The sequence below is a fragment of the Amycolatopsis sp. cmx-11-32 genome, assembly GCF_047608695.1.
Lineage (GTDB): Bacteria > Actinomycetota > Actinomycetes > Mycobacteriales > Pseudonocardiaceae > Amycolatopsis.
Map to the genome: position 1 here is coordinate 385,254 of NZ_JADNQN010000005.1, position 13,491 is coordinate 398,744.

General features: G+C 70.0%; 10 protein-coding genes. 2 read left to right on the forward strand and 8 right to left on the reverse strand.

Translation table 11 applies throughout. The features are described 5' to 3' along the window. Positions 1-41 precede the first annotated feature (41 nt). The 5 genes from ACM6LR_RS18010 to ACM6LR_RS18030 are packed head-to-tail and all read right to left on the reverse strand — an operon-like array spanning position 42 to position 4,755. The gene (locus ACM6LR_RS18010) at positions 42-1,211 is read right to left on the reverse strand and encodes a lipid-transfer protein (RefSeq protein WP_414937426.1); all 1,170 of its coding nucleotides are present in this window, start codon (positions 1,209-1,211) and stop codon (positions 42-44) included. After that, positions 1,211-1,606: a MaoC family dehydratase gene (locus ACM6LR_RS18015; RefSeq protein WP_414937425.1), complete on the reverse strand. Its 396-nt coding sequence runs from the start codon at positions 1,604-1,606 to the stop codon at positions 1,211-1,213. Before ACM6LR_RS18015 ends, ACM6LR_RS18010 begins: the two co-directional genes overlap by 1 nt. After that, positions 1,603-2,517, reverse strand: coding sequence for a bifunctional MaoC family dehydratase N-terminal/OB-fold nucleic acid binding domain-containing protein (locus tag ACM6LR_RS18020; RefSeq protein ID WP_414937424.1), 915 nt, complete (start codon positions 2,515-2,517; stop codon positions 1,603-1,605). The genes ACM6LR_RS18015 and ACM6LR_RS18020 overlap by 4 nt, the downstream gene beginning before the upstream one ends. Then, entirely contained in the window at positions 2,514-3,686 is a 1,173-nt protein-coding gene (locus tag ACM6LR_RS18025; RefSeq protein WP_414937423.1) for an acyl-CoA dehydrogenase family protein, read from the reverse strand. The genes ACM6LR_RS18020 and ACM6LR_RS18025 overlap by 4 nt, the downstream gene beginning before the upstream one ends. A 4-nt stretch (positions 3,687-3,690) precedes the next feature. Further along, positions 3,691-4,755: an acyl-CoA dehydrogenase family protein gene (locus ACM6LR_RS18030; protein WP_414937422.1), complete on the reverse strand. Its 1,065-nt coding sequence runs from the start codon at positions 4,753-4,755 to the stop codon at positions 3,691-3,693. A gap of 287 nt (positions 4,756-5,042) precedes the next feature. Between ACM6LR_RS18030 and ACM6LR_RS18035 the strand changes: the two genes are divergently transcribed. Continuing rightward, positions 5,043-6,290, forward strand: a complete 1,248-nt coding sequence (locus tag ACM6LR_RS18035) for an alpha/beta hydrolase fold domain-containing protein (RefSeq protein WP_414937421.1) — start codon at positions 5,043-5,045, stop codon at positions 6,288-6,290. 138 nt (positions 6,291-6,428) lie between these two features. Here the strand turns inward: ACM6LR_RS18035 and ACM6LR_RS18040 are convergent, their stop codons facing one another. The 3 genes from ACM6LR_RS18040 to ACM6LR_RS18050 all read right to left on the reverse strand — a co-directional run bounded on the left by ACM6LR_RS18040 (position 6,429) and on the right by ACM6LR_RS18050 (position 12,570). Then, positions 6,429-7,613 carry an SWIM zinc finger family protein gene (locus ACM6LR_RS18040; RefSeq protein ID WP_414937420.1) on the reverse strand — a complete coding sequence of 395 codons (1,185 nt, stop codon included), beginning with the start codon at positions 7,611-7,613 and terminating at the stop codon, positions 6,429-6,431. Then, positions 7,613-10,378: a DEAD/DEAH box helicase gene (locus tag ACM6LR_RS18045; protein ID WP_414944147.1), complete on the reverse strand. Its 2,766-nt coding sequence runs from the start codon at positions 10,376-10,378 to the stop codon at positions 7,613-7,615. The genes ACM6LR_RS18040 and ACM6LR_RS18045 overlap by 1 nt, the downstream gene beginning before the upstream one ends. A gap of 116 nt (positions 10,379-10,494) precedes the next feature. After that, positions 10,495-12,570 carry an acyl-CoA dehydrogenase family protein gene (locus tag ACM6LR_RS18050; RefSeq protein WP_414944148.1) on the reverse strand — a complete coding sequence of 692 codons (2,076 nt, stop codon included), beginning with the start codon at positions 12,568-12,570 and terminating at the stop codon, positions 10,495-10,497. A gap of 169 nt (positions 12,571-12,739) precedes the next feature. Between ACM6LR_RS18050 and kstR the strand changes: the two genes are divergently transcribed. Next, complete coding sequence (gene kstR / locus ACM6LR_RS18055; protein WP_414937943.1) at positions 12,740-13,387, forward strand: cholesterol catabolism transcriptional regulator KstR; 648 nt, start codon at positions 12,740-12,742, stop codon at positions 13,385-13,387. Positions 13,388-13,491 lie beyond the last annotated feature (104 nt).

Sequence of the window (13,491 nt, forward strand, 5' to 3'; positions counted from 1 at the left end):
GCAGGTACCGCTCTAGTACACCATCGGGCAATGAGGTGATCTCAGCCCGCGGTCAGGACCAGTCCGCTCGTAGGTACGCCCGTACCGGCGGTCACCAGCACCCGTGAAGCCCCGTCGACCTGGTTGACGGCGTCGCCCCGCACCTGCCGGACCCCTTCGGCGATCCCGTTCATCCCGTGGATGTAGGCCTCCCCCAGCTGCCCGCCGTGCGGGTTGAGCGGCAGCTTCCCGTCGAGTTCCAGGGTGCCTCCGCTGATGAAGTCCTTGGCCTCCCCCTTGCCGCAGAAGCCCAGTTCTTCCAGCTGCATCAGGACATAAGGGGTGAAGTGGTCGTACAGTACGGCGAGATCCATGTCCCCGGGACCAAGGCCGGACTGCTCCCACAGCTGCCGCCCGACGACGCCCATCTCGGGCAGCGCCGGGAGGTCGTCACGGTAGTAGCTGGTCATCACGTACTGGTCCGGACCACTCCCCTGCGCGGCCGCCGCGATCACGGCGGGCCGGTGCGGCAGGTCACGAGCCCGCTCGGCGCTGGTCACCACCAGCGCGACACCGCCGTCGCTCTCCTGGCAGCAGTCGAGCAGGTGCAACGGTTCGGCGACCCAGCGGGAGGCCTGGTGGTCTTCGAGCGTGATCGGCTTGCCGTAGAACCACGCCTTCGGGTTCGTCGCCGCGCGAGCGCGGTCGATGACGGCGATCCTGCCGAAGTCCTCGCTGGTCGCGCCGTACTCGTGCAGGTAGCGCCGGGCGAGCATGGCGACGGTCGCGGCGGGCGTCGCGATCCCCATCGGGTAGTGGAACGCGTTGTCGACGCCGGAGGAGTTCACCTGCCCCGCTGCGGCCGACGAAACCTGACCGAACCGCATCCCCGACCGTTCGTTGAAGGCCCGGTACGCGACGACGACGTCCGCGACGCCGGTCGCGACGGCCATCGCGGCCTGCTGCACGGTCGCGGCCGCCGCCCCGCCGCCGTAGTGGATCCGGCTGAAGAACTTGAGTTCGGGGATGCCGAGTTCCCGCGCGACGGCGATCTCACTGTTGCCGTCCATGGTGAACGAGACCAGACCGTCCACATCGGACGGAGAGAGCCCGGCGTCCTTCAGCGCGTTCGAAGCCGCTTCGGCAGCCAATCGCAGTTCGCTGCGCCCGGAATCCTTGGAGAACTCCGTCGCGCCGATCCCGACGATCGCCGCCTTCCCGGACAGGGTCATCACTCGCCTCCCATGGTGACCGTCACGGTGCCCACCACATGTTCGCCGAGACTGTCCACACCGGACACGGAGATCACCACGTCGTCACCGTCGCGTTCCAGGACCCGCCCGGTGAAGGTCAGGGTGTCGTAGGCGTAACAGGGCACGCCGAGCCGGATCTTGATCGACCGCACGAACGCCTCCGGTCCCGCCCAGTCGGTCACGAACCGCTGCACCAGGCCGGTGTCGGTGAGGATGTTGAGGAAGATGTCCTTCGACCCGCGTCGGACAGCGGCGTCACGATCGTGGTGGACGTCCTGGAAGTCCCGGGTCGCGACGGCCGTGCTCACCACGAACGTCGGGGTGGCCTCGATGGTCAGCGGCGGCAACTCGGTGCCGGCCGAACAGTTCTTCATCGCGCGACCCGCCAAGCGGGCAACGTCAGTTCCTCGTCGATCTTCACGAACGCGACCTCCACCGGAAGTCCGATGTGGACGGTTTCGGGATCGGCGTCGAGCAGTTCGCCCGTCACCCGGACACCTTCCTCCAGTTCGACGAGCGCCACCACGACCGGCAGATCCTTGCCCGGAACCTTCGGATGGTGATGCACCACGTAGCTGTAGACCGTTCCGCGCCCGGACGCGACGATGTAATCCGGTTTCGCGTCGAGGTCGCCGTCGGGCGGCATCGGCCCTGGTGGATGCCGCAGGGTTTCGCCCCACCGCTGGATCCGCAGTTCGCCTTCGCGCAGCCCGGCCCAGAAGAACTCGGTGTCCTTGCTGATCACCGGCCGCAGCACCGGAGCGGTCGCTTTGGCGGGTCCGGCGCCCGGTGGGCGGAACTTCAGCACCCGGAACATCATGTCCGCGACAGCCTCGTCGCCGACGTACCAAGTGGTCTTCGTCGTCACGAACCAGCCTTCGCCGAGCGCGGTGCGTTTCGGCCCGACGACGCTCTCGAGTTTCGCGGTCGCCGAGACGTGTTCGCCGTGCCGCAGGTAGCGGTGGTAGTTCTGCTCGGAGTCGGTCGCGACGACCGAGGTGAACCCGGCCTCGTCGAGCACCTCCATCATCGCCCCGAGCGGGTCGTCCGACGCGCGGGTCCAACGCAACCCACCCATCGTCCACACCTGCGCCATCGCGGGCGGCGCGACGAGTCCCTTGTGGACACTCCTCGCGGCGAACTCTTCGTCGACATACACGGGATTGCGGTCACCGATGGCCTCGACCCAGTTGTTCACCATCGCCTGGTTGACCGCGTCGCGGGCCGCCCGCGGCGCGGATTGCCCCTGCGCGGCGATCCGTTCGGCCGCCTCCTGGATGCTCATCGCGGCACCCTCGGCAAGCCGAGACCCGCCGTGGCGATCAGTTCGCGCTGGATCTCGTTGACGCCGCCACCGAAGGTCAGCACCAGGTTGCGCTTGGCCACCACGTCCAGCCAGCGGGCCAGTTCCGCGGTTTCGGCGTCGGCCTGATCGCCGTGTCGTGCCACGATCTCCTCCAGTCTCCTGGCCAACCGCTGGATGCGTTCGGAACCGAAGATCTTGGTGGCGGAGGCGTCGGCCACCGCCACCGGTCCGGTCGCCGACGACGCCGCGACCTGCCAGTTCAGCAGTTCGTTGACACGGGCGGACGCGAACGCTTCGGCGAGTACGTTGCGCACGTCGGGCAAGTGAAGCAAGGGTGTTCCCTCGGGCGTCTTCCTGGACGCCGCCCAGTCGCGGACCCGGTCGTGGAGCCCGCCGATGCGCCCGGCCGGGCCGAGCATGACGCGCTCGTGGTTGAGCTGCGTGGTGATCAGCCGCCAGCCCTCGTTCTCCTTGCCCACCAGCATGTCCGCCGGAACCCGGACGTCCGAGTAGTAGGTGGCGTTCACATGGTGCGCGCCGTCGCAAGTGATGATCGGCGTCCAAGAATAGCCCGGATCGCGGGTGTCCATGATGAGGATCGAGATCCCCTTGTGCTTCGGCGCGTCCGGCGCGGTCCGCACGGCGAGCCAGAGGTAGTCGGCGTCGTGCCCGCCGGTGGTGAAGGTCTTCTGGCCGTTGACGACGTACTCCTCGCCCTCACGCACCGCCGTCGTCCGCAGCGACGCGAGGTCCGTGCCCGCGTCCGGTTCGGTGTACCCGATGGCGAAATGCACCTCCCCCGCGAGAATTTGGGGCAGGAAAAAGGTCTTCTGCGCCTCGGTGCCGAACGCCTGCAACGTCGGCCCGACGGTCTGCAGCGTCACCGACGGCAGCTGGACGTCGGCGCGGGCGGCCTCGTCGACGAAGATGTGCTGCTCGATCTCTCCGAAACCCCGGCCGCCGTACCGTTCCGGCCAACCGACGCCGAGCCAGCCGTCGCGGCCCATCCGCCGCACGATCTCGCGGTACACCGGGCCGTGCCGCTCACGCAGCATCGCGTGCCGTTCGCCGGCACTCACCAGTCCGGCGAAGTACTTTCGCAGTTCCGCACGCAGTTGTCGTTGTGCTGCGGTCAGTTCGATCAGCATCGTGTCACCCCACCGCCAGTTCGCCCAGTTCGGCCAGCCGATGCGAGGCGCCGCCGAGTGTCCGTCCGAGATCCTTGACCGCCGACGAGAACCGGTGCAGCGGATACGTTTCGTCCACGCCGACCCCGCCGTGCAGGTGGTGGCAGACGGCCAGCGCGTCGGGCGCCTCCTCCGCCAGCCAGTACGCCGCGATGTCGAGTTCCGCTTCGGCGTCGAGTCCCGCCGCGAGCCGCCAGACCGCCGACCGCGCGGCCAGCTGGACGGTTCTCGAGGCCACGTAGACGTCCGCGATCTGCTGCGCCACCGCCTGGAACGCCGCCAGCGGACGCCCGAACTGCTCGCGTTCGCCGACGTACGCGGTGGTCAGCGCGAGCGCGCCGGCGAGGAGCCCGTCGCCGAACGCCACCGCACCCGCGAGCGCGAACCGGTGGAGGGTGGCGATCGATTCGCCGGGGCCGTGTCCATTGAGGAGGTCGGCGTCGATGACGGTCACGGAATCCAGCGTCATCGTGTGGTCCGGCGTGCCGGAAGAGGTTCTCGTCGGCGTCAGCGTCACGCCGTCCGCCCGCGGGTCGACCAGGAAGACGCCGGTGCCGCCGGGCAGCGAGGCGGGTGTCAAGATCCGAGCCGACTCCGCCGCGAACGGCACGCCGACCTTGACCCCGCTCAGCCGCCAGCCCCCCGCCGACTCCGCCACGGTCGCGGGCCGGGTGGTGAACGGCGCGGAAGGTTCGTGCAGCGCGGCCGTGAGCACGGATTCGCCCGCGGCGACCGGCGGCAGCAGAGCGGCCCGCTGTTCCGGCCCGCCCAGCGCCCCGACGGGCAGGACGCCGAAGGCCAGCGTCGCCAGCGCGGGCACCGGAGAGGCGACGCGGCCGAGTTCGGTCAGGACCAAGGCGACTTCGGCAACGCCGAGGCCGTCACCGCCGAGTTCGGCGGGCAGCGCCAGCGCGAGCAGACCGGAATCGGCGAGCGCGCGCCACGTTCCGGCGGATTCACGCTCCTTGCCGAGCACGCGCGCGGTCAGCGCGGTGACCTCGGTCTGTGTCTCGTCGAACTGGAAGTCCACACTAGCTCCTCACCGGGCCGACCGGGCACAATACTGAAACCTGTTCTAGTCTTATCCGGAAGGCGGCCGGACGGCAACCCCCACGAGAAACGGCGGCGCTCGAAATCGTAGCCGCCGGGCATGGCCGAACCGCCCAGGGTGAGCAGCCCGCACACGTGCAGGATCTGGGCGGGTGTCTCCAAGTAGAGGAAAACTCGCGTCCAGACCACTCAATCTCCGCATAAAAGTCACCCTGGGCAACTCTGTAACCGGTTCTAGGCCGTTACCCGGCGGTAGGATCGGTGCCCATGCAGCCGAGTTTCGTCCTCCGCCAGGCACTCCAGCTCGCGCTCGCCGCGAACGCGCTCAAGCCGCCGCGTGGCGCCCGGACAGCGGTTCCGGCGTTCTTCGCGGGCTGGCTCACCGGGGAGCTCGCCCCGCATCTGCTCGCGCTCACCGCGGCCGACGTGGCGGCGCACGTCGCCCGGCACCGGGGCGGATCGAGCAAGGCCGGTCTCACCCTCGCGGCCGCGTCGGCGGCCGGGCTCGGCACGCTGATCGTCCAGTCCCAGCGAGCGCGCGACGAGATCGAAACCGCGCTCACCGAAGGCATCGGCAAGGCCTATACCGGGGAACTCGAGCACCCGCCGAGCCCGACCGACCTCGCGACACCGTGGGGTCAGCTGGCGATGCCGTTCCGCATGCGCGACCCCGAGGTCCGGCGGACGCGCGACATCGCCTACGCCCCCGGCGGGAAGCGGTTCCTGCTCGACGTCTACGCGCCACGCGAGAAGGTCACCGGCGCGCCGATCCTGCTGCAGGTGCACGGCGGCGCGTGGGTGATCGGCAACAAGGACCAGCAGGGCCTTCCGCTGATGCTGCACATGGCCAAACGCGGCTGGATCTGCGTCGCGATCAACTACCCGCTCTCCCCCGCCGCCCGGTGGCCCGCGCACATCATCGCGGCGAAACGCGCGCTGGCCTGGATCCGGGACAACGCCGAGTCCTACGGCGGCGACCCGTCGTTCGTGGCGGTGACCGGGGGTTCCGCGGGCGGGCATCTCGCGGCGCTGCTGGCACTGACCGCGAACGATCCGGCACTGCAGCCCGGCTTCACCGAGGCCGACACCAGCGTCCAGGCGTGCGCCCCGCACTACGGCGTGTACGACTTCGCCGCGACCAGCGGACGGCGTTCCAGCCAGACACGGCTGAAGACCCTGATCGCCCGGCACGTCTTCGAGGCGGACAAGGACCCGGTGAACTTCCTCGACGACTACGTCGCGGCGTCACCATTGGACCGGATCACCGAGGACGCGCCGCCGTTCTTCGTCATCCACGGCGTCCACGACTCACTGGTGCCGGTCGGTGAGGCCCGCGAATTCGTGCGGCGCCTGCGGGAGAAGTCCCAGCGTGAAGTCGCCTACGCGGAGATCTCCGGCGCGCAGCACGCCTTCGACGTCTTTCCGTCGATCCGCAGCGCACACGTGGTCCGCGGGGTGGAACGGTTCCTGGAATGGAGTCACCGCACCTGGCGGCGCCAGCCCGGCCCCTCGTGACTGGTAGGGACGGTTCGTCGTGCCGCGCCGGGTGAAGGGGACTTTCACCGCATCGCACGCGGTGAAGGCTCCCTTCGCGGCAATGCGTTGAACGTCCCTCCTCCACGCTCAACTCCTCACCGCTCACGAGGCTCGAGGTCAGGGTGGGTAGATCACGTCCGTCGGCCGCGTGGACGGCGGACCGTCGACCCGCCAGCCCTCACCGTCGCGCACGAAGCGGTACCAGCGTTCGTCACGGCCGTAGCGCAGTTGCAGGTCACCTTGGGTGATCCGGTTCCGCCAGGTCTTCGGCGCTCCCGGCAGCCCTGATTCGGCCAAGTCCGCCCTGGCCTGCGCGAGCGGCGCCTGCCCCGGCCGCCAGACCTCCCGGACCACCGCCATCCCGCCCAGGCCCGCCTCGCGCCAGGCCTGGGCCCAGACGGCGAGGTCCCGCACCGGCATCCCCGCGGCCTCGGCGAGTTCGGTGACCACGTCCGGATCGCCTGTCGCCGCCCGGCGGGCGAGGTCTTCCTCGAACGTCAGCTCCGGTTCGCGGCCGGGCCCCATGACCAGCAGTTCCCAGGCCCTCGCGGCGGCGTCGGCGGCGAGTTCCGCGAACGTGTCACTGCTCCAGCCCGTGCGGTGCGGCGGATCGAGGTCGAGGACCGCGGGCGGCCCGACCGTGCCCGGGACCGCCAGTCGCGGCGGCAACGCCGCGATCCGCCGGGTGTAGGCGCGTTTCGGGTCGACGCCGGGCGCGGCGGGGGCGCGCACCCGCTCGCCGGACTCGTTCGCGGGCGCCCGGCGGGACCGCAGTTCCGCGAGGACGGCCTCCCGCGGTCTGCCGCGCAGCAGGAACAGCACGAACGGATCGGCGTCGACCTCTTCCGCGACCAGGTAGTACACCGCGGCGACGTGCTTGCACGGGTCCGCGCTGTCGGGGCAGGAACACTTCGGACGCAGATCACCCGGGCCGGGGAGCAGGTCCGCGCCGGCGGCCCGCGCGTCCCCGGCCAGCTCGCCGGGCAATTCGCCGTCGAGGAGGGCGGCGACGTGCCCGAGCCGCGAGCCGACCATGCCGAGCAGGCTTTCCCACTGCTCCTCGGTGAACGCCCGCATGTGGATGGTCACCCGGTACGGCACGGCTCGGCTGCCCCACACCCGGGCCGTCACCTCGCCCGTGCCGACCGCAAGGTCGCTGACCGTGCCCTTGCGCGCGTACGTCCGCCCGCGCGGCAGCCGGTTCGGGTCGAGTTTGGCGCGGTCTTCCAAAGCCTCGACCCACGCCTTGCCCCACCACGTGTTGCCGAAGGTGCGCCGTTTCCGCCCGGTCACGCTGGGCATCAGGTGTCCCCGAGTCGGACGAGGTCGGCGAGTTCGTCGTCGGACAGCTCGGTGATCCAGTTCTCGCCGGCGCCGATGACCGCGTCGGCCAGGCCGCGTTTGGTCTCCAGGACGGTGGCGATGCGCTCCTCGAGCGTGCCTTCGGAGATCAGGCGGTGCACCTGGACCGGCCTGTCCTGCCCGATCCGGTACGCGCGGTCGGTGGCCTGGTCCTCGACCGCCGGGTTCCACCAGCGATCGTAGTGGATCACGTGGGTGGCCTTGGTCAGGTTGAGCCCGACCCCGCCCGCCTTGAGCGACAGCAGGAACACCGGCACCTCGCCCGCCTGGAACCGGGCGACCATGTCCTCGCGGACCTCGGGCGTACTCGACCCGGACAGCAGCATCGTCGGCAGTCCGCGTTCGGCCAGGCGTTTCTCCAGCAGGCGGCACAGCTGGACGTACTGGCTGAACACGAGCACGCTGTCGCCCTCGTCGAGGATGACGTCGAGCAGTTCCTCGAAAGCGGCGAGCTTGCCGGACCGGCCGTGCAGTACGCCGGGCTCTTTGAGGTACTGCGCCGGATGGTTGCAGATCTGCTTGAGTTCGGTGAGCAGTTTGAGCACCTGCCCGCGCCTCGCCACCCCGTTCAGCTCGCGGATCATCGCGAGGTTCTCCCGGACGACGGCCTCGTACAGCGTCGTCTGCTCGGCGGTGAGCGGGACGAACCGGTCGGTCTCGGTCTTGCGCGGGAGTTCGGGGGCGATGTCCGGGTCGGTCTTCTTACGGCGCAACAGGAACGGCCGCACGGTGGCGGCGAGCCGTTCGGTCGCGACGGTGTCGGAGTTCCGTTCGATCGGACGGGCGACCTTGCGGCGGAACCCGTCGAGCGAGCCGAGCAGACCTGGGGTCGTCCAGTCCACAATGGACCACAGTTCGGTGAGCCGGTTCTCCATCGGCGTCCCGGTCAGTGCGACCTTCGCCGCCGCCGGGATCTTCCGCAGTTCCTTGGCGGTGACCGAAAGCGGGTTCTTGACGTGCTGCGCCTCGTCGGCGGCGATCATCCCCCAGTCCACTTCGGACAGGGTCGCGCGATCCCGGCGGAGGACGCCGTACGTGGCGAGCACGACCTCGTCCGGCGCGACCTCGTCGAGGTGCCGGCCGCCGCCGTGGAACCGGCGCACCGGGACGTCCGGCGCGAACCGGGCGAATTCGCGTTCCCAGTTGCCAAGCAACGACGTCGGGCACAGGACGAGTGTGGGACCTTCCTTCAGCGGACGGCGGTGCAGATGCAGGGAGATGAGCTGGATCGTCTTGCCGAGCCCCATGTCGTCGGCCAGGCAGGCGCCGAGTCCGAGCCCGGTCATCGTCGCCAGCCACGCCAGGCCCGCCTTCTGATACGGCCGCAGGGTCGCCCGCAGTTCCGCGGGCTGCTCTATCGGTTCCGCGGCGCTGTCACGGATCCGCTGGAGCAGCCCCGTCAGCGCCGACGGGGCGGTGAACTCGACCTTCTCGCCGTCCAGTTCCAGTTCGCCGGTGAGCGCCGCGGCCAGCGCTTCGGCGCCGGACAGCTTCTTCGCGCGGTGAGCGCGCACCTTCGCGAGCAGGCGCGCGTCGACCTTGACCCATTTGCCGCGCAGCCTCACCAGCGGCCGTTTCGCCTCGGCGAGCGCGGTGACCTCGGCGTCGGTGAGTTCCTCGTCGCCGAGGCTCAGCCGCCAGCGGAACTGCAACAGGCTCTTGAGCGTGAACTCGGGCCCGGTGACACTGCCGGGGGTCTGCGTCGCGCTCGCCTTCGCCTTGAGTTCGCCCGCGAACAGATCCATCGGCCACTGCACCTCGATACCGGCGCCGCCCAGCGCCACGTCCCCGTGGGTCAGCAGGTCGACGACCTCGTCGTACTCCAGCGCCAGCTCGGTCGGCGCGGCCGATCGCAGCATGCGGCCGAGCGGCGACCACGCCCTGGCACCTCGCCGCAGCCCGAGCAGCAACTGCGTCTCGACCTGCTCGCCCATCCGCTCCAATACCGCTTCGGGCGCGTCCCACAACGTCGCCGCCTCGACGATCAGGCTCGGATCTGCGGCGCTCCGCACGGCGAGGACGGCGGCGAAAGTGGGCTCTTCGTCGGGGTTCTCGGATTCGGACACCTCCATACGCAGGACGAGATGCGCGTCCTGCGCCTGCCGGGTGTTCAATTCCGCGAGCCACGCGGCGCCGTCCGGCCCGACCAGCGTCGACTCGGCCGAAGCGAACGCCGGACCGCCCGCCGCGACGCTCGCGGCCGGCGTGCGGACCAGTACGTCCGCCGTCGCGTCCCAGAGCGCGCGGATCAAAGACTCCGGTGAATGCAACCTGATCCGCTTCAGCCCGGACAACGGCAGCGCGTGCGCCTCGGGCGGCAGCGCGGCGGCGAGCCCGCGCAGCATCTCCTCGTCGGCGACGTCGAGCGGGCCGACCCGCCATGAATCCACCCCACCGGGTGAGGCCGCGGGCAGCAGCCTGCCGCGGGCGATGAGGTTCACCCCGGCCTCGACGGCGGCCGACCACGCGGCGACGGCCGGGCTCAAGTCGCCCTCCGCGACCAGCAACCGCGGAATCGCGCGTGACAACGGGACGAGCGCCGCGTCGACCTTCGTTCGCCGGAAGACCTTTCCCGCCGGCAGCACGAGTTCGATCGCGGTGTCACCCTCTACGCCTTCTCCCCAGAGCGCCAACACGCCGTCCCGCGGGGGATCCGAGGGGACGAAGGTGGCTTGGGTTTCTGTGCCGAACTCCACGCCCCGCACGCTAGAGCACGGGACCGACAGGCGGCGCGCGGGACGTGCTATGAACGGTCCGTTCCTCACAAATCCTGCTATGAACGGACCGTTCATAGCACGCCGCGGAGCCGTGACAGGGACTTTCAGGACCGCGGCAGCCCCAGCAACCGCTCCGCCGTCAGCGACAGCAGCACCTGCGTCGTGCCGCCCGCGATGCTGAGGCAGCGGGTCAGCAGGAACTCGTGCTGCGCGGGGTCACCGGCGACGAGGGCGTTCTCACCGAGTGCCTCCAGCGCGAACTCCGCCACCGCCTGCCGATGCCGGACGCCCAGCAGCTTGCGCACGCTCGACTCGGCGCCCGGGTCCTGGCCGTCGAGCCGCCGCAAGGTCGCCCGCAGGTCCAGGACCGAACACGCGCTGCCGTCGGCGATCAGCGCGCCCAGCTTCTCCAGGTCGGCGTCGTCGCCGAGAGTGGCGAGAACGTTCTCGACGCCTTCTCCCACCGCGGAGCCGCTGCCGAGCGCGACGCGTTCGTTGGCCAGCGTCGTCCGCGCGAGCCGCCAGCCGCCGTTCACCTCACCCACCACCATGTCGTCCGGCACGAAGACGTCGTCGAGGAAGACCTCGTTGAAGACGGCGTCACCGGTGATCTCGCGCAGCGGGCGCGTGCTGATCCCGCCGGTGGTCATGTCGACGAGGAAGTACGTGATGCCCTTGTGCTTGAGCGCGGCCGGATCGGTGCGCGCCAGGCAAATCGCCCAATCGGCTTCACGCGCGAGCGACGTCCACACCTTCTGGCCGTTGAGCAGCCAGCCGCCGTCGGCGCGCCGGGCCGTCGTGCGGAGCGACGCGAGGTCGGAGCCTGCTTCGGGCTCGCTGAACAGCTGGCACCAGGTGATCTCGCCGCGCAGAGTGGGCGCGGCGAAGCGGTCTCGCTGCTCCTGAGAACCGTGTTCGAGCAGCGTCGGGATCGCCCAGGAGCCGATGACCATGTCGGGACGGCGGATACCGGCATCGATGAGGGCGGCGTCGATCCGTAACTGTTCGGCGGCCGTGGCGCCCCGGCCGTACGGCGCGGGCCAGTGCGGTGCCAGCAGTCCCGAATCGGCCAGTGCGGCACGCCGTCCCGGCTCGGGCAGGGTGGCGATTTCGCCTACCAGGACACGGAGTTCGGCGTCCTCACCGGCCTCGACACGCAACGTCCGGCGGTCGCCGCGGAGCGCGAGTTCGGCGGCGCGACGGCGCCACCGGGCGGAACCGCCCAGCCACTGACGCAGGGCGACGGCGCGACGCAGGTAGAAGTGCGCGTCATGCTCCCAGGTGAATCCAATGCCGCCGAGGACCTGAATGCAGTCCTTCGCGTTGGCCACGGCCGCGTCGAGAGCGTAGGCCGCCGCCGTCGCGACCGCGAAAGAATGCTGCGCGGGGTCGTCTGCCGCCCTCGCCGCGTCCCACGCCAGGGCATCGGTGGCTTCGGCCCGGCAGAGCATCTCCGCGCAAAGATGCTTGATCGCCTGGAACGACCCGATGGGACGGCCGAACTGCTCTCGCACTTTCGCGTACTCGACGGCGGTCCGGAGACACCATCGTGCGATACCGGCGGCTTCGGCGGCACCGAGCGTGGCGGCGTAGGCGTCCACGGGGAGCGATTCGAAAACCGCCTCGGGTGACGCACCGGCACACCTGACGCGGCCGACCGGGCGGGAGGCGTCGAACGGATCGCACTGCTCGATGTCCACTCCGGACGTCCCGGGTGGAACGAGTGCGGAGACGTCGCCGGCGGAGACCAGCAGCCACGCCGAAGGGTGAACGTCGAGAGCCGGTCCCGACTCGCCGTCCACGACCGAACCGGAGACGAGGAACCCGGGGCCGAGCACCACCGCCAGCCGTTCGCTCCCGTCCGCGAGGCCGGGCAGGATCTCTTTGGCGGCTTGCGGAACCGTCGCGAGCAACGCGCCGCCCAACACCGTCCCGAGGACAGGACCGGGGACGAGTGCTTCGGTGGCTTCGGCGAGTCCGGCGGCCAGATCCACGAGCGTGCCGCCGGCGCCGCCGACGTCTTCGGGAATCGCGACGCCGAACAAGCCGAGTTCCGCCAGTCCCGGCGGCGGCTCGGTGATCCGGCCACTTCGGACGGCGTCGACGGGCCGGGTGGCCGCCGCCCATGCCCGGATCGACGCGGCCAGTGCCGCCTGTTCCTCGGTGAGCGCGATCGACACGGGTGGGACCTCCTCGCCGTGGCCATACTCGGACCTACTCGCGAGTGTAGAACGCGTTACATTTTCTTGCCCAGTGGGTCACGTCTCGAACAGTTCGTCCGCTTGGGTACGCTACGCGGGGGAAGTGGAACAAGTTCCGAAGATCGGTTCGATGAAGGGGGACGTGGCGATGCCAGGGAAGGCCAAGGCACCCACGAGCGCGAAGGCGCGTAGCGGCACCGGTCTCTCCGCGCTGGGCGGCGACGAACTCGGCTCCGCGGCACAACGCGACCGGCGGCGCCGCATCATCGACGCGACCCTCACGCTCGCCGCGAAAGGCGGGTACGACGCGGTCCAGATGCGCGCGGTCGCCGAGAAGGCGGACGTCGCGCTCGGCACACTGTACCGCTACTTCCCCTCGAAGATTCACCTGCTCGTCTCCGGGCTGGCCAGGGAATTCGAGCGCGCGCAAGAGAAACTCGAACGCTCCGCCATCCCTGGCGACACCGCGAGCGAGCGGCTGATGTTCGTCCTCGGCCGCAACACCCGGCTGATGCAGCGCGATCCGCACCTCACCGAGGCCATGGTCCGCGCGTTCATGTTCGCCGACACCACCGCCGCCGCCGAGGTCGAGCAGGTCGGGCGGCTGATGGAGAACATGTTCGCCAAGGCCATGGGCATCGAGGACCCGACCGAGGCCGATCGCGACATCTTCCACGTCATCGCCGACGTCTGGATGGCGAACCTGGTCGCCTGGGTGACCCGGCGCGCTTCGGCGGCCGACGTCGCGAACCGGCTGGAGCTGTCGGTGCACCTGCTGCTGGACAAGAACGCCTGAAGAAACTCGCGGGGCCTAGTGTTGCGTGATCCTGCAGGTCTTACCCGTGATCAGACGGCGATCTCCGGAGATCGCCGTCCAATCACGCGTAACCGCCGTCTGAT